The organism is Nocardioides campestrisoli (assembly GCF_013624435.2).
GTDB lineage: Bacteria > Actinomycetota > Actinomycetes > Propionibacteriales > Nocardioidaceae > Nocardioides > Nocardioides campestrisoli.
Map to the genome: position 1 here is coordinate 2703592 of NZ_CP061768.1, position 26678 is coordinate 2730269.

Annotated in this window: 19 protein-coding genes; 8 read left to right on the forward strand and 11 right to left on the reverse strand. The window is 71.3% G+C overall.

Translation table 11 applies throughout. The features are described 5' to 3' along the window. Window positions 1-2: 2 nt before the first annotated feature. Both H8838_RS12705 and H8838_RS12710 read right to left on the reverse strand, forming a co-directional pair. Window positions 3-149 carry a hypothetical protein gene (locus H8838_RS12705; RefSeq protein ID WP_181312916.1) on the reverse strand — a complete coding sequence of 49 codons (147 nt, stop codon included), beginning with the start codon at window positions 147-149 and terminating at the stop codon, window positions 3-5. A gap of 33 nt (window positions 150-182) precedes the next feature. Next, window positions 183-1445 carry a glutamate-5-semialdehyde dehydrogenase gene (locus tag H8838_RS12710; RefSeq protein ID WP_185995836.1) on the reverse strand — a complete coding sequence of 421 codons (1263 nt, stop codon included), beginning with the start codon at window positions 1443-1445 and terminating at the stop codon, window positions 183-185. A gap of 116 nt (window positions 1446-1561) precedes the next feature. Between H8838_RS12710 and H8838_RS12715 the strand changes: the two genes are divergently transcribed. Then, window positions 1562-3073 carry a lysyl oxidase family protein gene (locus H8838_RS12715; RefSeq protein ID WP_185995835.1) on the forward strand — a complete coding sequence of 504 codons (1512 nt, stop codon included), beginning with the start codon at window positions 1562-1564 and terminating at the stop codon, window positions 3071-3073. A 76-nt stretch (window positions 3074-3149) separates the two neighbouring features. Here H8838_RS12715 and H8838_RS12720 read toward each other — a convergent pair whose 3' ends face one another. The 6 genes from H8838_RS12720 to H8838_RS12745 form a co-directional block, all read right to left on the reverse strand. Further along, window positions 3150-4103, reverse strand: a complete 954-nt coding sequence (locus H8838_RS12720; protein ID WP_181312802.1) for an electron transfer flavoprotein subunit alpha/FixB family protein — start codon at window positions 4101-4103, stop codon at window positions 3150-3152. A gap of 11 nt (window positions 4104-4114) precedes the next feature. Further along, window positions 4115-4885, reverse strand: a complete 771-nt coding sequence (locus H8838_RS12725) for an electron transfer flavoprotein subunit beta/FixA family protein (RefSeq protein WP_224766115.1) — start codon at window positions 4883-4885, stop codon at window positions 4115-4117. 158 nt (window positions 4886-5043) lie between these two features. After that, a complete protein-coding gene (locus H8838_RS12730) occupies window positions 5044-6141 on the reverse strand; it encodes an Ig-like domain-containing protein (protein ID WP_181312804.1) in 1098 nt (365 codons plus the stop codon). 272 nt (window positions 6142-6413) lie between these two features. After that, window positions 6414-7307 (reverse strand): hypothetical protein, encoded by an 894-nt coding sequence (locus H8838_RS12735; RefSeq protein WP_185995834.1) that lies wholly within the window; start codon window positions 7305-7307, stop codon window positions 6414-6416. A gap of 163 nt (window positions 7308-7470) precedes the next feature. Further along, window positions 7471-7800: a hypothetical protein gene (locus H8838_RS12740; protein ID WP_185995833.1), complete on the reverse strand. Its 330-nt coding sequence runs from the start codon at window positions 7798-7800 to the stop codon at window positions 7471-7473. A 21-nt stretch (window positions 7801-7821) separates the two neighbouring features. Beyond that, complete coding sequence (locus tag H8838_RS12745; protein ID WP_185995832.1) at window positions 7822-8601, reverse strand: enoyl-CoA hydratase/isomerase family protein; 780 nt, start codon at window positions 8599-8601, stop codon at window positions 7822-7824. Between the two features lie 119 nt (window positions 8602-8720). Between H8838_RS12745 and glgX the strand changes: the two genes are divergently transcribed. Next, window positions 8721-10874 (forward strand): glycogen debranching protein GlgX, encoded by a 2154-nt coding sequence (gene glgX, locus H8838_RS12750; RefSeq protein ID WP_185995831.1) that lies wholly within the window; start codon window positions 8721-8723, stop codon window positions 10872-10874. Window positions 10875-10905: 31 nt separating this feature from the next. On the opposite strand, the gene glgP is transcribed toward glgX, so the two are convergent. After that, on the reverse strand, window positions 10906-13488 hold the full coding sequence (gene glgP, locus H8838_RS12755) for an alpha-glucan family phosphorylase (protein ID WP_181312809.1): 2583 nt from the start codon (window positions 13486-13488) through the stop codon (window positions 10906-10908). 151 nt (window positions 13489-13639) lie between these two features. On the opposite strand from glgP, the gene H8838_RS12760 reads away from it, so the two are divergent. The 6 genes from H8838_RS12760 to ppdK are packed head-to-tail and all read left to right on the forward strand — an operon-like array spanning window position 13640 to window position 24264. Continuing rightward, window positions 13640-15622 carry an alpha-1,4-glucan--maltose-1-phosphate maltosyltransferase gene (locus tag H8838_RS12760; protein ID WP_185995830.1) on the forward strand — a complete coding sequence of 661 codons (1983 nt, stop codon included), beginning with the start codon at window positions 13640-13642 and terminating at the stop codon, window positions 15620-15622. A 20-nt stretch (window positions 15623-15642) separates the two neighbouring features. Beyond that, window positions 15643-17367, forward strand: a complete 1725-nt coding sequence (treS, locus tag H8838_RS12765) for a maltose alpha-D-glucosyltransferase (protein WP_224766530.1) — start codon at window positions 15643-15645, stop codon at window positions 17365-17367. After that, the gene (locus H8838_RS12770; protein WP_185995829.1) at window positions 17364-18830 is read left to right on the forward strand and encodes a maltokinase N-terminal cap-like domain-containing protein; all 1467 of its coding nucleotides are present in this window, start codon (window positions 17364-17366) and stop codon (window positions 18828-18830) included. Before treS ends, H8838_RS12770 begins: the two co-directional genes overlap by 4 nt. Then, complete coding sequence (glgB, locus tag H8838_RS12775) at window positions 18827-20698, forward strand: 1,4-alpha-glucan branching protein GlgB (protein WP_185995828.1); 1872 nt, start codon at window positions 18827-18829, stop codon at window positions 20696-20698. The genes H8838_RS12770 and glgB overlap by 4 nt, the downstream gene beginning before the upstream one ends. A 38-nt stretch (window positions 20699-20736) precedes the next feature. Then, complete coding sequence (locus H8838_RS12780; RefSeq protein WP_224766117.1) at window positions 20737-21513, forward strand: NUDIX hydrolase; 777 nt, start codon at window positions 20737-20739, stop codon at window positions 21511-21513. Between the two features lie 60 nt (window positions 21514-21573). Beyond that, window positions 21574-24264 (forward strand): pyruvate, phosphate dikinase, encoded by a 2691-nt coding sequence (gene ppdK / locus H8838_RS12785; RefSeq protein ID WP_185995827.1) that lies wholly within the window; start codon window positions 21574-21576, stop codon window positions 24262-24264. Between the two features lie 16 nt (window positions 24265-24280). Here ppdK and H8838_RS12790 read toward each other — a convergent pair whose 3' ends face one another. Together H8838_RS12790 and H8838_RS12795 are read right to left on the reverse strand one after the other, a co-directional pair. Beyond that, window positions 24281-25240, reverse strand: a complete 960-nt coding sequence (locus H8838_RS12790) for a tetratricopeptide repeat protein (protein ID WP_185995826.1) — start codon at window positions 25238-25240, stop codon at window positions 24281-24283. An 80-nt stretch (window positions 25241-25320) separates the two neighbouring features. Beyond that, window positions 25321-26529: an acetyl-CoA hydrolase/transferase family protein gene (locus H8838_RS12795; RefSeq protein ID WP_181312816.1), complete on the reverse strand. Its 1209-nt coding sequence runs from the start codon at window positions 26527-26529 to the stop codon at window positions 25321-25323. Window positions 26530-26678 lie beyond the last annotated feature (149 nt).

Below are 26678 nucleotides of genomic sequence, written 5' to 3' on the forward strand. Positions count from 1 at the left end.
GTTCAGCTGTGCTCGCGTCCCGCGCCGAAGGCGAGCAGAGCACCCAGCAGCCCGAGCAGGATCACCAGGGTCACGACCCCGATCCAGATGGGGTTGATGCCGGGCTCGCCGTGCTCGGACGCGGCCATGATCAGGTCGTTCAAGAACATGGCGGCGATCCTACCGTCCCCGGTTCCGGGCCGTCACCGCACGTGCCCCGCGCCGGTCACCACGTACTTGGTCGAGGTCATCTCCGGCAGCCCCATGGGCCCCCGGGCGTGCAGCTTCTGGGTGCTGATGCCGATTTCGGCACCGAACCCGAACTCTCCGCCGTCGGTGAACCGGGTCGAGGCGTTGACCAGCACGGCGGCCGAGTCCACCCGGGCCACGAACCTCCGGGACGCCTCCAGGTCGTCGGTGACGATCGCGTCGCTGTGGCCGGTGGAGAACCGGCGGATGTGCTCCACAGCCTCGTCGAGGGAGTCGACCACGCGCGCCGAGATGTCCAGCGACAGGTACTCCGCGGCGTGGTCCTCGTCGGTCGCGGCCACGACCCCGTCGTGCCCCGCGAACGCCTCGTCCCCGTGGATGGTCACGCCGGCCGCCTGGAGCGCCTCGACCACCCGCGGGAGGAACTCCCCCGCCACCTCGCGGTGCACCAGCAGCGACTCCGCGGCGTTGCACACGCTGGTGCGGTGCGTCTTGGAGTTCAGCACGATGGCCAGCGCCCGGTCCAGGTCCGCGGCCCGGTCCACGTAGACGTGGCAGTTGCCGGTCCCCGTCTCGATCACCGGGACCGTGGACTCCTCCACCACCGAGCGGATCAGCCCGGCGCCGCCCCGAGGGATGAGCACGTCGACCAGGCCACGGGCCCGCATCAGTGCCTTGACGCTGTCGTGGCTCTCCCCCGGCACCAGCTGCACGGAGTCGGCCGGCAGTCCCTCCTGGGCCAGGGCGTCGCGCAGGACCGCCACGATGGCGGCGTTCGAGGAGCGCGCGCTGGAGGAGCCCCGCAGCAGGACCGCGTTGCCCGCCTTGAGGCAGATGCCTGCGGCGTCCGCGGTGACGTTGGGCCGCGCCTCGTAGATCATCCCCACCACGCCGAACGGGACCCTGACCTGCCGGAGCTCCAGGCCGTTGGCCAGCGTGCCGCCGCGCACCACCTCCCCCACCGGGTCGGGCAGCCCCGCGACGTCGCGAAGTCCCTGGGCCATCGCGCCGAGCCGGCCTCGGTCGAGCCGGAGCCGGTCGACGATGTTGTCCGGCACGCCCTGCGCCCCTGCCCGCGTCACGTCCTCGCCGTTGGCGCTCAGCACCTCGGAGGCTCGCGCCTCCAGCGCGGCCGCCATGGCGCGGAGCGCCCGGTCCTTGGTCTCCCGGGTGGCCAGGGCCAGGTCGTGGCTCGCTTCGCGGGCGCGCAGCGCCACCTGGCGGATCTCGTCGTGGATCTCGTCGGCCTTGCTCATGGCGCTCAGCCTAGGACCGCCGCCATGATGAGCGGACCGGCACCTGCCGGCGGCGGACACCGGGCGAACCGTCCCGGCGCGCGCCTCAGCGATCAGGGGAACGAATGAGGACGACGATGCGGCGACGACTGACCGCGCTGGGCACGGCCCTGGCCGGCTGCGCCGTGGTGCTGCTGGCACCTGGCGGCACCGCCACGGCCGGCGCGGGCGCCGACGGGGCGAGGGACGAGGGCGGCACCGCCCGGCAGGGCGTGGAGCAGGAGCCGCCGTTCCGTCTGTGGATCCCGCGCAGGCTCAGCGCCACCGCGGAAGGGCCGGGCGGCCGGGTGTGGCTGGACCTGGGCGTCCGCGCGGTCGCGGGCGCGCACCCGGTCGAGGTACGCAGCCACCGGGCGGACTGGAAGTCGCCGCTCACCGGCACGTGGAGCGCCGGCCCGCTCGGCGGCACCCTGCCGCCGGGACTGCAGCGGGACTTCAGCGGCCTGACGAACTTCCTCAAGGTCGAGTACCGGGACCGCCGCGGCCGGGTGGTGAAGACCCGCCGGATGGACGTCTGCTTCAACAACGGGGGCGAACGAGCCCGCCCGGACGCCCCGGCCACGTCGCCCTACCCCTTCGGCTGCCCGATGAACGCGTTCACGGTCGGGTCCGTGCAAGGGATCCAGGCAGGCTGGGCGGCCCCGCTGGCCTGGGACTTCCGGCCACTGCGCCTGTCCCCGGGACGGTACGACGTGGGCGTGCAGGTCAACCCGCGCTGGGCGGACGCCTTCGGGCTCGCCGCGGAGGATCGCTCCCTGTCCACGAGGCTGACCGTCACCCAGGCGGACGGGCACACGCACCGCCACGGCGACGCACCGAGGCGGGCGATTTCCCCGGGCGTCGGCAAGCTCCTCGCGGGGCCGGCCGCCTCGGCGCCGACCACCGAGTCGGCCGGACGGGCCGACGGCCCGCGGCCGGACCTGCGCTCGCTGCCCGCCTTCGGGATCGAGCTGAACGCCAAGAGCACCCACCTCCGGTTCTCCGCCACGGTGTGGAACGCCGGGGACTCCCCGCTGGTCGTCGACGGCTTCCGGCGGGGCCGGGGTGACGTGATGGACGCCTACCAGTACTTCTTCGACCCTGAGGGCGAGCAGGTCGGGCACCAGGTGGTCGGGGAGATGCTCTTCCACGGCGCCAACCACCAGCACTGGCACTTCCAGGACTTCGCGCGCTACCGGCTGCTGCGGGCCGACGGGTCGCAGGCCGCCACCTCCGGCAAGGTCTCCTTCTGCCTGGCCAACACCGACGCGATCGACTACACCGTGCCGGGCGCCGACTGGCAGCCCGAGGGCACTGACCTCAGCACCGCGTGCGGCGACCCGGGCTCCCTGGCCATCCGCGAGGTCCTGGCCTCGGGCTCGGGCGACACCTACGCCCAGTTCCGGGCCGGCCAGGCGTTCCGGATCGAGGACCTGCCCAACGGCTGGTACTGGATCGCGGTCGAGGCGAACCCGTCGGGCCGGCTGGTGGAGCACGACACCACCGACAACGTGAGCCTGCGCCGACTGCACCTGGGCGGACGTCCGGGCGCCCGGACGGTCAAGGTGCCCCCGGTCGGGCAGGTCCGGGAGGAGGCCACGACCCCCTGAGGTCCACAGTCCCCGGAACGGCACGACGCCCCGCCACCCGAAGGTGGCGGGGCGTCGTACGTCGAGCGTCTGGTGCTCAGCCCTTGCGGGCGTTGATCTGCTCGGTGGCCGCCGGGAGGACCGAGTGCAGGTCGCCCACGACACCGAAGTCGACCAGCTCGAAGAGGGGGGCCTCCTCGTCCTTGTTGACCGCCACGATGGTCTTGGAGGTCTGCATGCCGGCGCGGTGCTGGATCGCCCCGGAGATGCCGGCCGCCACGTAGAGCTGCGGCGAGACGGTCTTGCCGGTCTGGCCCACCTGGAAGGTGTGCGGCTTCCAGCCGGAGTCGACGGCGGCACGCGAGGCGCCGACCGCTGCACCGAGAGCGTCGGCGAAGTTCTCCACCGGCTCGAAGTCGCCACCGGTGCCACGACCACCGGAGACCACGATCGCGGCCTCGGTGAGCTCGGGGCGGCCGGTCGCCTGCCGCGGCTGCGAGGCCACGATCTGGGCGGACTTGGCGGCGTCGGAGATCGTCGCGGCGAACTCCTCGACCGCGCCGGCGCCGGCCTTCTCCTCGGGAGCGGCTGAGTTCGGCTTCACCGTGATGATGGGCGTGCCCTTGGTGACCTTCGCGGTCACGGTGTAGTTGCCCGCGAAGACCGACTGGGTGGTGACCGGGCCCTCCTGGACGTCGACGGCGTCGGTGATCAGCCCGGACTGGGTCTTGATCGCCAGGCGAGCCGCCACCTCCTTGCCCTCGACGGTGGACGGGATCAGCACCGCGGCAGGCGAGGTCTTCTCGACCAGCTGCTGCAGGGCCTCGGCCTTCGGCGCGACGAGGTAGCCCTTGATCTGGGCGTCGTCGACGACGTAGACCTTCTCCGCACCGAACTTCTTGACCGCCTCGGCGACCTGGGCACCCTGGTCGGCGCTGCCGATGAAGACCGCGGACGGCTCACCGAGGCGCGCGGCGAGGGTGAGCAGCTCGTAGGTCGGCTTCTTGACCGCACCGTCGACGTGGTCGACGACAACGAGAACTTCAGACATGGCTCAGCTCCTCAGATGAACTTCTTCGAGGCGAGGAAGTCGGTCAGCGCCTTGGCGCCGGAGCCGTCCTCGTCGGTGACGATCTCGCCGGCGGTGCGCGGCGGGCGGGCGTTGGTCTCCTCGACCGCGGACCAGGCGACGGAGAGGCCGACCTCGCCGGCGTCGACACCCAGGTCGCTCAGGTTGAACGTCTCGAGCGGCTTCTTCTTGGCCGCCATGATCCCCTTGAAGGACGGGTAGCGAGCCTCGCCGGACTGGTCGGTCACCGAGAGCACCAGCGGCATGGTGCCGCCGATCACCTCGGTGGCGGAGTCGCCGTCGCGCTTGATCCGCACCTGGTCGCCCTGGGTCTCCACGACGGAGGCCTGGGTCACCTGCGGGAGGTTGAGCCGCTCGGCCAGCATGGCCGGCACGACGCTCATCGCGCCGTCGGTGGAGGCCATGCCGCACATGACGAGGTCGGCGGGGCCGATCTTCTCGACGGCCTTGGCCAGCACCAGCGAGGTGGCGATGGCGTCGGATCCGGCGATCGCGTCGTCGACCACGTGGACGCCCTTGTCGGCGCCCATCTGGAGAGCCTTGCGGACCGCGTCGACCGCCTTCTCCGGGCCGACGCAGAGCGCCGTGACCTCGACGTCGTCGCCGGCCTTCTCCTTGATCTGAAGGGCCTGCTCGACGGCGTACTCGTCGAGCTCGGACAGCAGACCGTCGACGCCCACGCGGTCGACGGTGTTGTCGCCCTCGAAGTGGCGGTCAGCGGTTGCATCGGGGACGTATTTCACACAGACAACAATGTTCATGGTGTGTGGCCCGGGGGCCCCTCCTGTGCACTCGAATGTGTTCGCGAGGTTACCAAGCACGAGACCCCACCGTGGACGGAGGTCCACGATGGGGTCTCTCACACCGCATCTCGGGGCGGTGTCGCTCCTTCAGGTGCTGATCAGCACTTGAAGATCTTGCAGCCGATCTTCTTCAGGAGCTTGAGCAGGTTGGCGAAGAAGTCACCGATCGGGTCGGGCGTCGGGGTCGGGGTGACCGTCGGGGTCGGCGTCGGGGTCGGCGTCGGCGTCACCGTGGGGGTGGGGGTCGGCGTCGGGGTCGGCGTCGGCGTCACCGTGGGGGTGGGGGTCGGCGTCGGCGTGGGGGTCGGCGTCGGGGTCGGCGTCGGCGTCGGGGTAGGCGTCGGGGTCGGCGTGGGGGTCACGGTGCCCTGGTAGGACGCGGTGCCGCTGCTGGCCTTGTAGCCCTCGGCGTTGGCCGGCTTGAAGTTGGCGGTCACGGTGTAGGACCCGGCCGGCAGGTCGGGCAGGGTCGCGGTGGCCTTGCCGCCGGAGACCGTGCCGTTGACGGTCTGACCGTTGACCACGAAGTCCACCGAGCCGGCGGGGGTGCCGCCGTTGGAGGTGATGGTGGCGGTGGCGGTCTTGCCGGCGATCGCCAGCGCGGTCGTGGTGGTGGCCTGGACCACCTCAACGGTGTCGATGGTCATGTTCTGACCGGGCTGCGGCTCGCAGGGCACCGGGGTGCCGCTGCCGATCGACAGCTCGGTGCCGTCCGCCTTCAGGTAACGCAGGGTCGAGGTGTAGCGGACCAGCGCGAGGGTGTTCGCACCCAGCTTGCTGGCGGTGAAGTCGGCGCCCTTGCCCGCGGCGTTGACGACCAGCGCGCCGGCGGTGCCCACCTGGGTGGTCGGCACGTTGACGGTCGTCGTCAGCGGGCTGCCGTTCAGGGTGGACTCGCTCACGGAGGTCCCCTGCACGGTGGTCGCACCGAGAAGACGGAGCAGCTGGACGGTGTTCTCCGGCACGGTCACCTTGGAGGTGACGTTGACCGGCACGGTCTTGCCGAACGGCACCGAGGCGGGCAGGTCGGTGTCGGTGACGTTGGTGAACACCGAGGCACCGGCCGCGGTCTGGCAGTCGAACCTGAGCTCGGCACTCACGGCGGTGGCGCTGGGCGCGAACGCGACCAGTCCGGCCGTGGTGATGGCTGCCGAGGCAGCCAGCGCCATGGGGCGCTTGAAGGAACGGTTCCGCATGTGTTTTCCCTCCCAAGGAATCCGTTACGAGTCGGTAGGTTACTCGACCGTAACTCGGCTGTGACACTAGCCACATCGCGCTCCGTTGACGAGACCTCCATCACAGAAATGGACCGATTACCAAAATCTGATGACAAGCGGGCAACGCTCGGTTATGCACCTGAGCGCGCCGCCACGACGTCGTCAGGGGCTCGGCCGCACCGTCCGATGCCGTCGGGAAAGCAGCAGGCCCCGCCCCCGGAGAACCGGGGACGGGGCCTGGATCAGTCAGATCACTTGATCTTGACGTTGCTCTTCTTCTGCGACTTCTTCGACGCGTCGCTGCCCGTGTACTTCACGGTCAGCTTGTACTTGCCCGGGGCGACCTTCTTGAAGGCGGCCTTGCCCTTGCCCTTGGCGTTCAGGGTCACGGTGGACTTGAACTTCTTCTTGCCCTTCTTCATCACGACCTTGACGTCGCCGGCGGCGGCGGTGCCGTCAGCGTTGGCCACGGAGACCTTGACGACGGCCTTCTTGGCCTTCTTCTTGTACGTCGCGGTCGCCTTGGTCTTGGTCGCCTGGACCTCGGCCGCGGGCGGCGGCGGCGGGGTCGCGCCGTCGGCCACCGTGAAGGTGTCGACGGTGGTGTCGGCGCCCGACACGGCCGTGCAGTCGACCGGGACCTCGGTGACGGTGCCCGCGTCGTTCTTCAGCGCCAGCGTGGCCGTGAAGCCGGCCAGCTTGATCGCCTTGGTGCCCGCGGTCGCCGCCACGTAGGGGGCGTCGCCCTTGCCCGCGACCTTGATCTCGAGCGGACCCGAGGTACCCGTGGACTGCGAGAAGGTGGCCGTGGCCGGCGCCGCGGCGCCGTCGATCGTGGTGGCCGTCTTCGCGGTCCCGGAGACGCTGCTACCCAGGGCGCGGGCCGTCGTCGCGGTCTCCACGGGGACCGTGATGGTGGCGGTGAAGTCGATCGCCGTGCTCGACCCGGTCGCGACGGTGGCCGGCACGTTCGTGTCGGCAACGGCCGTGAACTGCGAGGTGAGAAGCCCCCCGTACAGGTTGCAGTTGAAGGTGATGGGAGCGCTCTGGGCGCTGGCCGGGGCCGCGAAGGCGGCCAGGCCGGTGACTGCGACGGCGGCGGACGCGCCGGCGGCGAGGGTGCGGCGAATAACAGACTGGTGCATGTGGGTGCCTCCCAAAGGCGTTGAGGACGGGAGTCCGGTTACCCTCCCGTAACTTCGGGTGACTCTAATCACGCATGGGCCCGTTGCCAAACGTGGCGCGCGTCACGGGACCAAGGTCCTCAGAAAAGGACTCTCGGCCGCCGACCCCGGGCTCCCGGCCACCTCATCGGCTGAGCAGACCGTCCAGCAGTCGGCCCAGCAGCAGCCACACGGCGGCGGCCAGGCCCCAGTTGACCAGGGCGTTCTTGACCGCCGCGTCCTCCCCGGTGAACTGCACCACCCCGGAGCCGGCGTCGAAGACCGCCAGGTCGACCATGGCGGCCCCCGACGTCACGGCGTCCACCAGGACGAGGCGCTGGTCCGCCTCGAGGGCGACCAGCAACGCGCCGAGGGCCAGGACCAGCGCACAGGTCGCGCACACCAGCCAGACCAGCAGGCCCAGCCGCTGACGCACCCGTGGGACGCGCCGGTCCAGCCCGTTGCCCTCGGTCACGCGGGTTCCTCTCGTCGGTCCTCAGCGGCCGACGAACTCGGCCTTGCCCGGACCACGCTCAACGAAGGACCCCATGCCGAGGCTACGGTCCTCGGTCGCGAAGAGGGCGGCGAACTGCTGGCGCTCGATCTCCAGCCCGGTCTCCAGGTCGACCTCGAGCCCTCGGTCGATGCTCTCCTTGGCGGCGCGCAGCGCGAAGGTCGCGCCCTTCGAGAACTGGGAGGCCCACGCGACGGCCTCGGCGTACACCTGGTCCGCGGGGACCAGGCGGTCGACCAGCCCGATCGCCAGGGCCTCGTCCGCGTTGACGAACCGCCCGGTGAAGATCAGGTCCTTCGCCTTGGCCGGACCCACCAGACGGGCGAGCCGCTGCGTGCCCCCGGCGCCGGGGATGATCCCGAGCAGGATCTCGGGCTGACCCAGGACCGCGTTGTCGGCGGCGAACCGCACGTCGGCACAGAGCGCGAGCTCGCACCCGCCGCCCAGCGCATAGCCGGTGATGGCGGCCACGACAGGCTTCGGGATCCGCGCCACGGCGGAGATCGCCGACTGCAGGCCGCCGGAGCGCTTGACCATGTCGGTGTGCGACATCTCGGCCATCTCCTTGACGTCGGCGCCGGCGGCGAAGACGCGCTCGCCGCCCCACACCACCACGGCCTTCACGTCGTCGCGGTCGGTCGCCTCCTGGGCAGCCGCACGGATCTCCTCCTGCACGACCATGTTGAGGGCGTTCATCTTCGGACGGTCCAGCCGGATCGTCCCCACACCGTCGGACACCTCGAGGTTGACGAACTCGCCCATCTGTCTCTCCGCTCAGTCGTTGTGATCTGCCGTAGTGGCTGCCTTGGTGATCGGTCCCGGGATCGTGTCATCCCGCGCTCCCGCTCCGCGAGACCACCCCATCGGACACAATGGAGGAGATGACACCGCGCATGTGGAACCACCAGGACGAGCAGGCGAGCGTCTGGCCGGGACGCAACTGGCCCCTGGGTCCGACCTGGACCCCCGAGGCGACGAACTTCGCCGTCTACTGCCCCCGGGCGGACCGGGTCTGGCTGTGCCTGTTCGACGACGACGGCACGGAGCGGCGGGTCGAGCTGCTGGAGCAGTCCCTGGGCATCTGGCACGCCGAGATCCCCGGGGTGCCGGTCGGCGCCCGCTACGGCTACCGGGTCGAGGGCCCCTGGGACCCCGAGCGCGGCCTGCGCTTCAACCAGCACAAGCTGCTCGTCGACCCCTATGCCCTGGCGGTCTCCGGCACGGTGCAGGACCACCCGGCCGTCTACGGACACGAGCTCCACGACCCCTCCCTCCCGAACCGGGCGGACTCCGCCCCGTACGTGCCGCGCAGCGTGGTGGTCGCCCGCGACTTCGACTGGGAGGGCGACGTCCCGATGCGCCGGCGCTGGCGCGACACGGTGATCTACGAGATGCACGTCAAGGGCATGACCGCTCTGCACGACCGGGTGCCCGAGGAGCTGCGCGGCACGTACGCCGGCCTGGCCACGCCGGCGGTCACCGACTACCTGCGCGACCTCGGCGTGACCGCGGTCGAGCTGCTGCCCATCCACCAGTTCGCCACCGAGCCCGGGGTCGCGGCCCGCGGGCAGGTCAACTACTGGGGCTACAACACCCTCAACTACTTCTCCCCGCACAACGCGTACTCCGCCAGCGGGGACCGCGGCCAGCAGGTCACGGAGTTCAAGGAGATGGTCAAGGCCCTGCACCGCGCCGGGCTGGAGGTCATCCTCGACGTCGTCTACAACCACACCGCGGAGGGCGGGCCGCAGGGGCCGACGCTCAGCTTCCGCGGGCTCGACGACCTCGGCTACTACCAGCGGGTGCTGGACGGCCACGGCGACCCGGCGGTGCCCGACACCTACTGGGACGTCACCGGCTGCGGCAACACCGTCGACACCACCCACACCCAGTCGCTGCGGCTGGTCCTGGACTCGCTGCGCTACTGGGTCACCGAGATGCACGTCGACGGGTTCCGCTTCGACCTGACCTCCGCGCTGACCCGCACCCAGCAGGCGGTCGACATGGGCAGCCACCTGCTCACCGCCATCGGCCAGGACCCGCTGCTGCGGCACGTCAAGCTGATCGCCGAGCCCTGGGACGCCTCCATGGACGGCTACATGGTCGGCCGGTTCCCCCCGCCCTGGGTGGAGTGGAACGACCAGTACCGCGACACCGTGCGCGACTTCTGGCGCGGGCACAGCGACGGCATCCGCACGATCGCCACCCGCCTCGCCGGGTCCAGCGACCTGTACGCCGACGACGGGCGCTCGCCGTACGCCTCGGTCAACTTCGTCACCGCCCACGACGGCTTCACCCTGCGCGACCTGGTCAGCTACGACCGCAAGCACAACGAGTCCAACGGCGAGGACAACCGCGACGGCACCGACAACAACCGCTCGTGGAACTGCGGGGTCGAGGGCGAGACCGACGACCCCGAGGTCCGCGCCCTGCGCCGGCGCCAGGCGAAGAACCTGCTGACCACGCTCTGCTTCAGCGCTGGCGTCCCGATGCTGACCATGGGCGACGAGCGTGGCCGCACGCAGCGGGGCAACAACAACGCCTACGTGCACGACGACCCGGTCTCCTGGGTCGACTGGAACCCCGACGACGCGTGGCTCGACGTCTACGAGCACACCAAGGCCGCGCTGCGGCTGCGCCGTGAGCACCCCGCGCTCCGGCAGCGGCACTGGTTCGAGGGACGTCCCACCATCAAGGGCGGGCCGAGGGACCTGGCGTGGCTGCACCCCGACGGTCGCGAGATGACCACCGAGGACTGGCACGACCGCTCGCTCAAGGTGGTCGGGATGTTCGTCTCCGGCGACCCCCTGCGCTCCCCCGGGCCGCGTGGGGAGCAGTTGCACGACCGGTCGTTCATGATGTGGCTCAACAGCTCCGCCGACCCGGTACGGGTCACGCTCCCCCAGAACGAGTGGGTGCAGAAGGGGGAGGTCGTGCTCTCCACCGACGCCGCCCATCCGGCGGGCAGCGTCGTGCTGGCCGGCGACGTCGTCGAGCTCGAGGCCCGCTCGGCGCTGGTGGTGCGCGAGGTCTGAGCAGCACCGGCGCCGGGCGGGCGAACGGGCCTCAGCCGGGCAGGGCGACCAGGCCGAGCTCGGCCACCGACGCCAGTGCCCGGTGCTTCGGCACCACCCGGACGGTGTAGCCGAACGGACCCGCGTGGTCCAGCGCCAGGGCCGCGTCGAACCGGTGCCGGCCGTTCTCGTAGGACTCCACCAGGCTCATCGGGACGACCGAGAAGTCGGTGAGCTCGTCCTCGTGGCCGGTCCGGCCGTGCACGACCTGGACCTCGACGTCGTCCGGAGCGAGCCCGCCGAGCGCGACGTAGGCGTGCAGGCTCAGCTCGCTGCCCACCTCCGCGGAGTCCCCCGGGTCGACGGACTCCACGTGCTCCACGTGCACCGAGGGCCACTGCTCACGCACCCGCTGCTTCCACGAGGCCAGGTCCCGGGCGCCCTCGTACGCCCCGTCCAGCAGCCTCGCCTGCCGGGCCGCGGGCGCGTAGAGCTCGCGCACGTAGTCGCGCACCTGCCGGGTGGCCAGCACCTTCGGGCCCAGCGAGGTGATCGTGTGCCGCACCATCTCCAGCCAGCGGGTGGGCACGCCGTCGTCGTCCACGTCGTAGAACCGCGGTGCCACCTCGTGCTCAATCAGGTCGTAGAGGGCCGCCGCCTCGAGGTCGTCGCGGCGGTCGGGGTCGTCGATCCCGTCGGCCGACGGGATCGCCCAGCCGTTGCTGCCGTCGTACCACTCGTCCCACCAGCCGTCGAGGATGGAGAGGTTGAGTCCGCCGTTCAGCGCCGCCTTCATGCCCGAGGTGCCGCACGCCTCGTACGGACGCAGCGGGTTGTTCAGCCACACGTCGCAGCCCGGGTAGAGCGGGAGCGCCATGGCGATGTCGTAGTTCGGCAGGAAGACCACCCGGTGGCGCACCTCAGGGTCGTCGGCGAACCGGACCATCTCCTGGATCAGCCGCTTGCCGCCGTCGTCGGCCGGGTGCGACTTGCCGGCGATCACCAGCTGGATCGGGCGCTCCGGGTCGAGCAGGAGCCGCTTGAGCCGCTCCGGGTCGCGCAGCATCAGCGTCAGGCGCTTGTAGGAGGGCACCCGTCGGGCGAAGCCGATCGTGAGCACGTCGGGGTCGAGCACGTCCTCCACCCAGCCGGTCTCGGCGGGGGCCATCCCCCGCTTCGCCGAGGACCGGGCCAGCCGGGTGCGCGCGTCGGCGACCAGGCGGGCGCGCAGGGTGCGCTTGAGGTCCCACAGCCGGCGGTCGGGGACCTGGTCCACCAGCGGCCACAGGCTGTCGGTGTCGTCGTCGTCCACGTCGGCGCCGAGCTCGGCGGCGAGCTCGAAGATCTCCCGCGCCACCCAGGTCGGTCCGTGGACGCCGTTGGTGATCGAGGTGATCGGCACCTCGGCCTCGTCGAAGGCCGGCCACAGGCCGTTGAACATCCCCCGGGAGACATGCCCGTGCAGCCGGGAGACGCCGTTGGCGCGCTGAGCCAGCCGGAATCCCATCACCGCCATGTTGAACACCCCCGGGTCGCCCCCGGCGTAGTCCTCGGCGCCCAGGGCGAGCACCCGCTCGACCGGGACCCCGGGGGCCGGGCTGGAGCCGCCGCCGAAGTACTGCTCGACCAGGGTCCGCGGGAACCGGTCGATGCCGGCCGGCACCGGGGTGTGGGTGGTGAAGACGGTCCCGGCCCGGCACACCTCGAGCGCCTCGTCGAAGTCCAGGCCGGGCCCCGCCTCGGCCGAGGTGAGCTCGCGGATCCGCTCGATGCCCAGGAAGCCCGCGTGTCCCTCGTTGGTGTGGAACACCTCCGGCTCCGGCGCCCCGGTGATCCGCGACCAGGCGCGCAGCGCCCGCACTCCCCCGACGCCCAGGAGCAGCTCCTGGCGCAGCCGGTGCTCGGAGTTGCCGCCGTAGAGCCGGTCGGTCACGTCCCGGTAGTGCTCGGGGTTCTCCTCGATGTCGGAGTCGAGCAGCAGGAGCGGGACCCGGCCGACCTGGGCCACGTGCACCCGCGCGAGCAGCGGGCCGTCGGGCAGGTCGATCCGCACGGTGGTGCGCGTCCCGTCGGCCTCGCGCAGCGGGACCAGCGGCAGCTCGTCGGGGTCCAGGACCGGGTAGGTCTCCTGCTGCCAGCCGTCGCGGTTGAGCGACTGCTTGAAGTAGCCGTGCCGGTAGAGCAGTCCCACGCCGGTCAACGGGATGCCGAGGTCGGAGGCCGCCTTGAGGTGGTCCCCCGCGAGGATGCCCAGGCCGCCGGAGTACTGGGGCAGCACCGCGGTGATGCCGTACTCCGGGGAGAAGTAGGCGATCGAGCGGGGCGCGTCCGGCCCCGCGTGCCGGCCGTACCAGCGGTCCCCGCGCAGGTAGTCGTCCAAGGAGCTGCGCGCCTGCGCCAGCCGGTCGGTGAACTCCGGGTCGGCGGCGAGCTGGTCCAGCCTGTCCCGGCCCACCTCCCCCAGCAGCCGCACCGGGTCGTGGCCGACGCGGTCCCACAGGACCGGGTCGACGGCGGCGAAGACGTCCTGGGTCGGCGGGTGCCAGGACCAGCGCAGGTTGTGCGCGAGCACGCTCAGGTCGGCGAGCGGCTCGGGCAGGACGGGACGGACGGTGATTCGACGAATCGCACGCATGTTCCGACCGTAGGCCATTTCTTTGATCGATCCAACGCATACCGGACCCGGGGATCTGGGTACCAGCCTGTTCTCGGAGCAGGACGACCGTTCCGATATCCGTGCCCCACGCGGTTTGCGTGGGCTCCTGGTCTCGACGAGTGTGGGGAACATGGTTGGTCGAATTCCCGTCATGGCAGTCCATCCGGTGGTCGACCTCGGTCGTCAGCCGGCCAAGGCGACCGTGGGCGAGCCCCTGCCCGTCCGCGCCACCGTGTTCCGCGAGGGTCACGACCAGCTCGGCGCCGAGGTGGTGCTGGTCGCCCCCGACGGCACCCGGCGCCGCCCGGTGCGGATGAGCCCGCTCCCCGAGGGGCGGACCCGCTACGGCGCCGAGGTCGTGCCCGACGAGGTCGGCGCGTGGGGCTTCGAGATCCACGCGTGGTCCGACCCGCTCGCCACCTGGGAGCACGACGCGTCGCTGAAGATCCCCGCCGGCGTGGACGTCGAGCTGATGTTCACCGAGATGCGGCTCCTCCTGGAGCGGGTCCTGGAGGCGGGCGACCTGACCGGCGCCGACCGGTCGCTGGTCGCTTCGGCGGCGCGGAGCGCGGAGGACGAGGCCCGCCCGGCTGAGGCCCGCCTCGCCCTGCTGCGCTCCCCCGAGCTGACGCGCGTGCTGCGCGAGCACCCGCTGCGCGACCTGGCCACCGTCGAGGGCCCCTACCCGTTGTGGGTCGACCGGACCCTTGCGCTCTACGGCAGCTGGTACGAGTTCTTCCCGCGCTCCGAGGGCGCCACCCGGGACCCGAGGACGGGGAAGGTGACCAGCGGCACCTTCGCCACCGCGAGCAAGCGGCTGGACGCGGTCGCCGAGATGGGCTTCGACATCGTCTACCTGCCGCCGATCCACCCGATCGGCGAGGTCAACCGCAAGGGACCGAACAACACCCTCACCCCCGGCCCCGACGACCCGGGATCCCCGTGGGCGATCGGCAGCCGGCACGGCGGCCACGACGCCGTCCACCCCGACCTGGGCACCCTGGAGGACTTCGACGCCTTCGTCGCCCGCGCCCGCGAGCTCGGCCTGGAGGTCGCGCTCGACCTCGCCCTGCAGGCCGCCCCCGACCACCCGTGGGTGACCAGTCACCCGGAGTGGTTCACCACCCGGGCCGACGGCACCATCGCCTACGCGGAGAACCCGCCCAAGAAGTACCAGGACATCTACCCGATCAACTTCGACAACGACCCGAACGGCATCTGCCGCGAGGTCCTGCGGGTGGTGCGGCACTGGATGGCGCACGGCGTGCGGATCTTCCGGGTCGACAACCCGCACACCAAGCCGCTGGCGTTCTGGGAGTGGCTGATCAAGGAGGTCCGCCGCACCGACCCGGACGTCATCTTCCTCTCCGAGGCGTTCACGCTGCCGGCAATGATGCACGGCCTGGGCGCGATCGGGTTCCACCAGTCCTACACGTACTTCACCTGGCGCACCGGCAAGCGCGAGCTCGAGGACTACCTGCGCGAGGTCTCGCACGAGTCCGACCACCTGATGCGGCCGAACTTCTTCGTCAACACCCCCGACATCCTGCACGCCTACCTGCAGTACGGCGGCCCGCCGGCGTTCAAGGTCCGCGCCGTGCTCGCGGCCACCGGCTCCCCGTCCTGGGGCGTCTACGCCGGCTACGAGCTGTTCGAGCACGTGGCGGTCCGGCCGGGAAGCGAGGAGTACCTGGACTCGGAGAAGTACCAGGTGCGGATCCGGGACTGGGAGGGCGCGGCCGAGGAGGGCCGCACCCTGGCGCCGTACCTGACCCGGCTCAACGAGCTGCGCCGCCGGCACCCGGCCCTCCAGCTGCTGCGCAACCTCAGCGTGCACGCCTCCGACGACGACCAGATCCTGGTCTACAGCAAGCGGCGCGCCGACGAGCACGGCGAGGACACCGTCCTGGTGGTGGTCAACCTCGACCCGCACGCGACCCGGGAGACAATGGTCCACCTGGACATGCCGGCCCTCGGGTTCGGCTGGCACGACTCCTTCATCGCCCACGACGAGCTCACCGGGCAGGAGTGGAGCTGGAACCAGCACAACTACGTCCGGCTCGACCCCGGACACGAACCCGCCCACATCTTCCACCTGAGGAGCCCCCGGTGACCGACATCTCGACCGACACGATCGAGGAGCGAGGGGCGACCAACGACTTCGAGGACACCAGCAACACCGCCGAGCAGCCCGACTGGTTCAAGCGCGCGGTCTTCTACGAGGTCCTGGTCCGCTCGTTCCGCGACTCCGACGGCGACGGGACCGGCGACTTCCGCGGGTTGATCGAGAAGCTCGACTACCTGCAGTGGCTCGGCGTGGACTGCCTGTGGGTGCCGCCGTTCTTCACCTCGCCGTTGCGCGACGGCGGCTACGACGTCGCCGACTACAACAACATCCTCCCCGAGTGCGGCACGGTGGAGGACTTCCACCAGTTCCTCGACGAGTGCCACAAGCGCGACATCCGCGTGATCATCGACTTCGTCATGAACCACACCAGCGACCAGCACCCGTGGTTCCAGGCCAGCCGCACCGACCCCGACGGCCCGTACGGCGACTTCTACGTGTGGTCCGACACCGACGAGCTGTACGCCGACGCGCGGATCATCTTCGTCGACACCGAGCCCTCCAACTGGTCCTTCGACCCGGTCCGCGGCCAGTACTACTGGCACCGGTTCTTCTCCCACCAGCCCGACCTCAACTTCGACAACCCGAAGGTGCAGGAGGCGATGCTCGACGCCATGGGGTTCTGGCTCGACATGGGCCTGGACGGGTTCCGGCTCGACGCGGTGCCCTACCTCTACGAGCGGCCCGGCACCAACGGCGAGAACCTCCCCGAGACCCACGAGTTCCTGCGCAAGTGCCGCCGCTTCGTCGACGAGAACTACCCCGGCCGGGTGCTGTTGTGCGAGGCCAACCAGTGGCCCAGCGACGTGGTCGAGTACTTCGGCGACCCGGCCGTCGGCGGCGACGAGTGCCACATGGCGTTCCACTTCCCGGTGATGCCGCGCATCTTCATGGCGGTGCGCCGGGAGTCCCGCTTCCCGATCTCGGAGATCCTCGAGCAGACCCCCGAGATCCCGGACAACTGCCAGTGGGGCATCTTCCTGCGCAACCACGACGAGCTGACCCTGGAGATGGTCACCGACGAGGACCGCGACTACATGTGGGACGAGTACGCCAAGGACCCCCGGATGAAGGCGAACATCGGGATCCGCCGACGGCTCGCCCCGCTGCTGGACAACGACATCAACCAGATCGAGCTCTTCACCGCCCTGCTCCTGTCGCTGCCCGGCTCGCCGGTGCTCTACTACGGCGACGAGATCGGCATGGGCGACAACATCTGGCTCGGCGACCGGGACGGGGTCCGCACCCCGATGCAGTGGACCCCGGACCGCAACGCCGGCTTCTCCGCGGCCAACCCCGGCAAGCTGCACCTGCCCACGGTCCAGGACCCGGTCTACGGCTACCAGTCGGTCAACGTCGAGTCGCAGCTCGCCAACTCCTCGTCCCTGCTGCACTGGACGCGGCGGATGATCCACGCCCGTCGCCAGCACCCGGCGTTCGGCCTCGGCGACTTCACCGACCTGGGCGGCTCCAACCCCGCGGTCCTCTCCTACGCCCGCGAGCACGTCGACGAGCAGGGCAACCGCGAGGTGCTGCTCTGCGTCAACAACCTCTCCCGCTTCCCCCAGCCGGTCGAGCTGGACCTGCGCCGCTGGGAGGGGATGACCCCGGTCGAGCTGCTCGGCGGCGTGCCCTTCCCAGCCGTGGGCGAGATGCCCTATCTGTTGACCATGGGCGGCTACGGCTTCTACTGGTTCGTCCTGAACGCGCCGAGCGAGGAGAGCACCTCATGACCCAGTACGACGACCTGGCCGAGATGATGGCAGGAGCCCGGTGGTTCGCCGGGAAGGGCCGCGACTTCTCCGTCTCCCGCACCCGGCTCGCCGGGGTCCTGCCCGGCCAGGAGCCCGAGGTCGAGATCCTGCTGGTCGAGGTGGCCTACGCCGACGGCGGGCAGCCGGAGCTCTACCAGGTTCCGCTGGCCTACTACGACCACCCCGAGGAGCGGATCGGGCACGCCCACGTCGGCACCTGGGCGCACCCCGACGACTCCGGCCGCCTGCGGCACGCCTACGACGCGCTGCACGACCGCAAGGCGATGGCGCGGTGGCTGGAGGCCTTCGCCGGCACCGCGCAGGGCCAGGCGTCCCCCGGCCCGCTGCTGTTCCACAGCGTGGGCGACCACGAGCTGGACCTCGAGGCGCACTCGACGCTCTTCACCGGCGAGCAGTCCAACTCCTCGGTGCGCTTCGGCGAGGACACCGTGATGAAGGTGTTCCGCAAGGTCACCCCGGGGGTGAACCCCGACATCGCCGTCCACGAGGTGCTCACCCAGGCCGGCTCGGACCACGTGGCCGCGCTCTACGGCTGGCTGGACGTGCTCGACACCGAGGCGGACTCGATCATCCAGCTGGCGATGCTCCAGCAGTACCTGCGCACCGCCAGTGACGGCTGGGAGCTGGCCCAGGTCAGCGTGCGGGACCTGTTCGCCGAGGGCGACCTGCACCCCAACGAGGTGGGCGGCGACTTCGCCGGGGAGGCCGCCCGCCTGGGCACCGCCCTGCGCGAGACCCACGAGGTGCTGGCCGAGTACTTCCCGGTCCAGGAGCACGACGCGGCGCAGCTGGCGGTGCTCGCCTACCAGCTCCGCCGTCGGCTCGACGAGTCGCTGGCGGTCTATCCGGAGCTGGCGCGGCACGAGGCCTTCGTCCGTGAGACCTACGACCGCCTGGCCCAGCTGCCGGGCCTTCGGGTGCAGCAGATCCACGGCGACCTGCACCTGGGCCAGACCCTGCGCACCGTGCGCGGCTGGAAGATCGTCGACTTCGAGGGCGAGCCCGCCCGCCCGCTGGCCGAGCGGCTGCGCCCGGACTCGGTCTGGCGCGACGTCGCGGGCATGCTGCGCTCCTTCGACTACGCCCCGCGCGTGGCGGCGATGAACCACCCCGGTGACGAGGGACGCGAGCAGCGTGCCTACCGGGCCAAGGAGTGGTCGGCCCGCAACCAGACGGCCTTCCTCGACGCCTACGCCGACCAGGGCCTCTCCCCCGAGGACCGGGTGCTGCTGGCGGCGTACGTCGCGGACAAGGCGGTCTACGAGACCGGGTACGAGGCACGCAACCGTCCCGGGTGGGTCGACATCCCGCTCTCGGGCCTGGACCAGCTCGCCGAGCGGGTCGCCCGGACCGGCGACTCCACCCCCACCGACCCCACTGACCACACCGACCCGACCGACCCGAGCGGAGCGACTGCATGAGTGGACCTGGAGAGCTCGACATCCACCTGATCAACGAGGGCCGCCACGAGGAGCTGTGGCAGGTCCTCGGGGCCCAGGCCGACCAGACGGGGACGACGTTCTCGGTCTGGGCGCCGAACGCTCAGGAGGTCCAGGTCGTCGGCGACTTCAACGGCTGGGACGGCGGCTCCGCGCCGCTGGCCCCGATCGGCTCCTCGGGGATCTGGTACACCCGCGTGGACGGCGTCGGCGACGGGGCGCTGTACAAGTTCCGGATCCGTGGCGCCGACGGCGTGTGGCGCGACAAGGCCGACCCGATGGCCTTCCGCACCCAGGTCCCGCCGGAGACCGCGTCGGTGGTGCACACCTCGCGGCACGAGTGGGGCGACCAGGAGTGGATGGAGACCCGCGGGCTGCGGCAGCCGGTCGAGGGGCCGATGTCGGTCTACGAGCTGCACCTGGCCTCCTGGCGACGCCACCCCGACGGGCGCATCTACACCTGGGAGGAGATCGCCGACAGCCTGGTCCCCTACGTGCAGGACCTCGGCTTCACGCACGTGGAGCTGATGCCGGTGATGGAGCACCCGTTCGGCGGCTCCTGGGGCTACCAGGTGACCTCGTACTTCGCCCCCACCGCGCGGATGGGCGACCCGGACGGCTTCCGCCTGCTGGTCGACCGGCTGCACCAGGCCGGGATCGGCGTGATCGTCGACTGGGTGCCCGCGCACTTCCCCAAGGACGAGTTCGCGCTGGCGCGCTTCGACGGGACCCCGCTCTACGAGGACCCGAACCCGAGCCGGGGCGAGCACCCCGACTGGGGCACCTACGTGTTCAACTTCGGCCGGCGCGAGGTGCGCAACTTCCTGGTGGCCAACGCCCTGTTCTGGCTCGAGGAGTACCACGTGGACGCGCTGCGGGTGGACGCCGTGGCCTCCATGCTCTACCTCGACTACTCCCGCCAGCCCGGCCAGTGGTCCCCCAACGTGCACGGGGGCCGGGAGAACCTGGAGGCGGTCGGCTTCCTCCAGGAGATGAACGCGACCGTCTACAAGCGCGTCCCCGGGGCCTTCACCATCGCCGAGGAGTCCACCTCGTGGCCGGGGGTCACCCGCCCCACCTCGGACGACGGCCTCGGCTTCGGCTTCAAGTGGAACATGGGCTGGATGCACGACACCCTCTCCTACATGCAGCGGGACCCGATCTACCGCGCACACCACCACGGCGAGCTCACCTTCCCGCTGGTCTACGCCTGGTCGGAGAACTACGTGCTGCCGATCAGCCACGACGAGGTCGTGCACGGCAAGGGCTCGCTGCTGCGCAAGATGCCCGGCGACCGCTGGCGCCAGCTGGCCAACCTGCGGGCCTACCTGGCCTACATGTGGGCGCACCCGGGCAAGCAGCTGCTCTTCATGGGCACCGAGTTCGGCCAGGAGGCGGAGTGGGCCGAGTCCCGCGAGCTCGACTGGTGGCTGCTCGACCACCCGGAGCACCGCGGCGTCCGGGACCTGGTCCGCGACCTCAACCAGGTCTACCGCGACACCCCCGCGCTCTACGGGCAGGACAACGACCCGCACGGGTTCAGCTGGCTGGAGTCGCACGACGCCGGGCGCAACGTCTTCGCGTTCCTGCGCCGAACCCCCGGCGCGGACGACCTGGTCTGCGTGGCCAACTTCGCCGCCGTCCCGCACGAGGACTACCGCCTCGGGCTGCCCACCGCCGGCACCTGGTCGGAGGTCCTCAACACCGACGCCGACCCGTACGGCGGCTCCGGCGTCGGCAACCTCGGCACGGTCGAGGCCACCGAGGACCCGTGGCACGACCAGCCCGCCAGCGTGGTGCTGCGGCTGCCACCGCTGGGCACGGTCTGGCTGCGCCGTACTCCGCAGTGAGCGCCGGTCGGCTGGGGGGGCGAGGTTAGGGTGACGCCGTGATCCCCGAGCCGACCGTGCGAACCGTGAGCGACGGGGTGGCGCGAGTCTCCTGGCCGGCCATGCCGGAGGAGGGCGACTTCCGCGCGGCCGTGGCCAGCATCAGCGGTGCGGTCGAGCGCGCACTGGCCGACCACGGTCGCGTCGAGGCGTGGCTCGACCCCGAGGACACCGTGAGCCACCGGCTGGCCACCTGGTCCGGGATGCACCGCGAGGGCGTGATGCGCGGCGGCGTGCTGGCCGACGGCGAGCACCGGGACCGGATCGTCTACGCCCGGCTGGCCAGCGACGCCCCGCTCGGCGAGCCGGCCGGGTTCCGGGCCCTGCTCAACTCCTTCCTCCCCCGCAAGCGGGCGATCAGCCAGCTCCTGGTGCGCGACCCGGACGGCCGGGTGCTGATGTGCCGGCTGACCTACAAGAAGGACTGGGACCTCCCCGGCGGGGTCGTGGAGGTCGGTGAGTCCCCGCAGCTGGCCGCGGGTCGCGAGGTGCTGGAGGAGCTCGGGCTCGAGGTCACCCCCGGCCGGCTCCTGCTCACCGACTGGCTGCCGTCGTGGAGCGGCTGGGACGACGCGCTGTGCCTGGTCTTCGACGGCGGCGTCGTGTCGACCTCCGCCCTGGACGCGGTGGTGCGCGAGGAGCGGGAGATCGCCGGGGTCCAGTTCTGCGACCCCGCCGACGTGCGCGCGCACGCCGCCGACTTCACCGCCCGACGGGTCGAGGCCGCGCTCGCCGCGCTGGTCGACGGGACGACGTACACCGAGTCCGGTCGGTGACCCTCGTCCCTTCCTGAGCGTCCGCTGCCTACGGAGCCCCACGGGGTGTTTCATGGGTCCATGCGATGGGTGACGAACTTCAGCCAGGGCGACAAGAGCCAGAAGGACCTGCTGGGCGGCAAGGGCGCCAACCTGGCGGAGATGACCAACCTGGGGCTTCCGGTGCCGCCGGGGTTCACCATCTCCACGGAGGCGTGCCGCGCCTACCTCCAGGCGGGCGGGGAGCCGGAGGGGCTCGGCGAGGAGATCACCGAGCACCTGCGTGGCCTCGAGCGGCGGATGGGCCGCACCCTCGGCGACGCCCACGACCCGTTGCTGGTCAGCGTCCGCTCCGGCGCGAAGTTCTCCATGCCCGGCATGATGGAGACGGTTCTCAACATCGGTCTCAACGACCGGTCGGTCCGCGGCCTGGCCGAGCAGAGCGGGAACCCCCGCTTCGCCCAGGACTCCTACCGCCGGCTGCTGCAGATGTTCGGCGCCACGGTGCTCGGCGTCGACGCCGAGCGCTTCTCCGAGCTCCTGGACCGCGCCAAGGCCGACAAGGGGACCGACTCCGACCTCGACCTGGACGCCGACGACCTCGAGCGCCTGGTCGAGCAGTTCAAGCAGGTCATCGCCGAGCACGGCGGGCGGGAGTTCCCGCAGGAGCCCGGCGAGCAGCTCGAGCTGGCCGTCCGGGCGGTCTTCGACTCCTGGAACACCCCGCGGGCCAGGCTCTACCGTCGCCAGGAGCGCATCCCCGAGGACCTCGGCACCGCGGTCAACGTGCAGACGATGGTGTTCGGCAACTTCGGCATGGACTCCGGCTCAGGGGTCGCCTTCACCCGTGACCCGGCGACCGGCAGCCACGGTGTGTACGGCGACTACCTGGCCAACGCCCAGGGCGAGGACGTGGTGGCCGGCATCCGCAACACCGTGGCCCTGGCGGACTTCGCCCGGCTCGACCCCCGCTCCTACGACCAGCTCATGGAGATCATGGCGACCCTGGAGCGTCACTACCGGGACATGTGCGACATCGAGTTCACCGTCGAGCGCGGCACCCTGTGGATGCTGCAGACCCGGGTGGGCAAGCGCACCCCGGAGGCCGCCTTCCGGATCGGCAGCAGCATGCGCGACGAAGGCCTCGTCGACGCCGACGAGCAGCTGCGCCGGGTCACCGGCGACCAGTTGGCGAGCCTGATGTTCCCCCGCTTCGACTCCTCGGCCGAGCGCAGGCTGGTGGCCCGGGGCATGAACGCCTCCCCCGGCGCCGCCGTGGGCAAGGTCGTCTTCGACTCCCCCACCGCCGTGCAGTGGACCGAGCGCGGCGAGCAGGTGATCCTGCTGCGCAAGGAGACCAACCCCGACGACCTGGCCGGGATGATGGTCGCCCAGGGCATCCTGACCAGTCGCGGCGGCAAGACCAGCCACGCCGCCGTGGTCGCGCGCGGCATGGGCCGCACCTGCGTGTGCGGCGCCGAGTCGCTCGACGTGGACGCCGCCGCCCGCGAGGCACGCGTGCGCGACGGCGGGGTGCTGCGGGAGGGCGACGTGATCTCGATCGACGGAGCGACCGGCGAGGTCTTCCTCGGCGACGTGCCGGTGGTCGACTCCCTGGTGGTGCGTCACTTCGAGGGGGACGAGACCGTCGGCGACCCGGAGCAGGACGCCGGCGCGGACGTCGTGCAGGCGGTCTCCCAGGTGATGGCGCATGCCGACGTACGCCGGCGGCTCCAGGTCCGCGCGAACGCCGACACCGCCGAGGACGCCGCCCGGGCCCGCCGGTTCGGCGCCGAGGGGATCGGCCTGTGCCGCACCGAGCACATGTTCCTCGGCGACCGTCGCGAGCTGGTGGAGCGCCTGATCGTGGCTGAGGACGAGGAGACGCAGCAGGCCGCCCTGGACGCCCTCCTGCCCCTGCAGCGGCGCGACTTCGTCGACATCCTGGAGGCGATGGACGGGCTGCCGGTGACGATCCGGCTGATCGACCCGCCGCTGCACGAGTTCCTCCCCGACTTCACCGACCTCGCGGTCGAGGTCGCGGTCGCGGCCGAGCGCGGCGAGGTCGACGAGCACCGCAGCCGGCTGCTCGAGCACGTCCGCCGGCTGCACGAGCAGAACCCGATGCTGGGCCTGCGCGGGGTCAGGCTGGGCATCGCGATCCCGGGGCTGTTCGTGATGCAGGCCCGCGCGATCGTCGAGGCGGCTGCCGACCGGGTGGCCGCCGGCGGCACGCCGCTGCCCGAGATCATGGTGCCGCTGGTGGCCAGCGTGCGCGAGCTCGAGGTGGTCCGGCGCCAGATCCTCGCGGTCGCCGAGGAGGTGCAGACGGCCCGCGGGGTCCGGGTCGACGTGCAGGTGGGGACCATGATCGAGCTGCCGCGCGCCGCCTTCCTGGCCGACCGGATCGCCCGCTCGGCGGACTTCTTCTCGTTCGGCACCAACGACCTCACCCAGATGGCGTGGGGCTTCTCCCGCGACGACGTCGAGTCGGCGTTCTTCGCACGCTACTTCGACCACGGGATCTTCGACGTCTCCCCGTTCGAGTCCCTGGACACCCTCGGCGTGGGCGGGATGGTGGAGATGGGCACCGTGAAGGGCCGCAGCACCAAGCCCGACCTGAAGGTCGGGGTCTGTGGGGAGCACGGCGGGGACCCGGCGTCGATCCACTTCTTCCACCGCACGGGTCTCGACTACGTCTCCTGCTCACCCTTCCGGGTGCCCGTGGCCCGGCTCGAGGCTGGTCGAGCCGCCGTGCTCGACCAGCCGTAGCGGGGGTCGGCGCGGCCTAGAACAGGGCCGAGGCCAGGTTCTGCCGGCCGCGCAGCACCCGCGGGTCGTCGTTGCCCACCGCGGCGAAGAGGCCCAGGAGGTGGTCGCGCGCCCGGTCCCGGTCGGTGCCAGAGGTGCGGCGCACCAGCTCGACCAGGCGGCCGAAGGCGTCCTCCACGTGGCCCCCGAGCATGTCCAGGTCCGCCACCATCGTCTGGGCGTCCACGTCGTCCGGGGCCTGGGCCGCGGCCTGGCGAGCGGCGTTGAGGTCGACGCCCTGGGTGCGCTGGAGCACCTTGGCCATCGCCAGCCCGGCGGCCGCCTCCACGTCGGCCGGGTTGCCGTCGACGAGCTTCTGGTACTCCGCGACCGCCCGGTCGATGTCACCCTCCCCCAGCGCGTCCTGCGCCGCGGCGTACCGCGGGTCCTCCACCGGTCCGTCCTCGGAGTCCGCGACGGCGTGCCGGGGCTGGTGGCGCCCGGTGATCCCCTGGGTGGTGAGCTGCTGGGCCACCTGGGTCAGCGCGGCACGCAGCTCGTCGAGCGGGACGACGTCCTGGAAGAGGGGCATCGGACGACCGTCGATCACCGCCACCACCAGCGGGATCGTCGGGATCTGCATCGCCTGGGCGATCTGCGGCACCGCGTCCACGTCGACCAGGCCGATCAGGAACCGACCGTCCAGCTCGTCGGAGAGCATGGTCAGGTCGTCGGCCAGCTGACCGCTCTCCGGCATCCGGGTGCGCGAGTAGAACACCAGCAGCACCGGCGCGGTCATCGAGGACTCGAGCACCTGCTGGAAGTTCGCCTCGTCGATCTGCACGGCGTACGCCGAGCCGGCTGCCGAGGCACCCGGGGCACCGGCTGCTCCCGGAGCACCCGGGGCGCCTGCCCCGGGAGCACCGGCCGGAGGTGCGGGGCGCTTGAGCGCGGAGAGGTCGATGGCACCGGGGCGGGAGAACGGCTGCTGCGTCATGCGCCCCATTGTCGCGGACGGCGCCTGAGACGCCACCCGGGGTCGTCCACCCGGTGGATCAGGCGCGGACCAGGCACGGATCAGGCCAGGCCGAGCTCCGCGGCCTCTTCCCAGAGCTCGTCGCGCACCGACGGGTGAGCGGCCTGCTCGATGATGTTCCTCGCCTGGTCCCGCTCGTCGTGACCGAAGACCTCGGCCACGCCCTGCTCGGTGACCACCGCACTCATCTGGAACGAGGTGAGCGGGTCCTCCACCATCGGCACGATGGTCGAGACGCCGGCCTTGGGGTGCCAGGAGCGCAGGGCGATCAGCGCCTGCCCGCGCGGCGCGTGCAGGGCGCCCACGATGAAGTCGGTCTGGCCGCCGAAGCCGGAGTGGATCCGGGTGTTGATCCGCGACGCGTTGGCCTGGCCGAACAGGTCGACCTGGAGCGCGGTGTTGACGCTGGTCATGGCGTGGTTCCGGGCGATCCGGGCCGGGTCGTTGGTGGTCTCGGTGCGCAGCATCTCCACCCGCGGGTTGTCGTGCACCCACTCGAGCAGCTCGGGCGAGCCGAACAGGAACGACGAGCGGACGGGCACCTCGGTGTCCAAGGCCCCCGCGCGCTCCAGGGCGAGCACGCTGTCGGAGAACATCTCGGTCCAGATCTTCAGGCCCGTGCGCCCGGTCAGCCCGCGCATGGTGGCGTCGGGCACCGCACCGATGCCTGCCTGGAGGGTCGACCCGTCCATGACCCGCTCCGCGACCCTCGCCCCGATCCGGGCGGCGTCCTCGTCGATCGGCAGCGCGGGCGCCGTCTGGAGCGGGCCGTCGGCGGGAACGAGGAGGTCCAGGTGGTCGACCGGGATCATCGCGTCGCCGTAGGTCCAGGGCATCTGGTCGTTGACCTGCGCGATCACCTTCCCGCCCCGGGCGCGCGCCGCCTCGATCGCGGCGGGCAGCACGTTGACCTCCACGCCGAGGGAGACGAACCCGTCCCGCGGGGGCGTGGTGTGCAGCACCACCAGGTCGGGGGGCAGCAGCCCGTGGAACTGGATCGGCACCAGGGAGAGCCGCGAGGGGATGTAGCGCAGGCCGGCCCGGCGACGCTGGCCGGGACCCACGAACGAGGTCTCCAGGACCACCCCGGGCCGGTCCGGCAGCCGGGGCTGACCGTTGAGTGCCCAGAGCTTGTACCTCTCGAGCGCCGCGTCCACCTGCTCGAGCAGGTGCCACGGGGTGGCGTGGTTGCCGGTGACCACCACGCGAGGGTTGTCGGGGAGGTCGGCGAGCAGCTGGGAGAGGTCCACCGACTCATTCCATCAGGTCTGGACCGACCCTTCCCAGCGACCCTCCCAGAGTGGTAGAAACTCCCGAGCCCATCTACTGCCGCAAGGTGGGTCTTCTCATAGCCGCAGGGTTGGCCATGCCGCCCTGCGTCATTCGTCGTTCCTGGAGG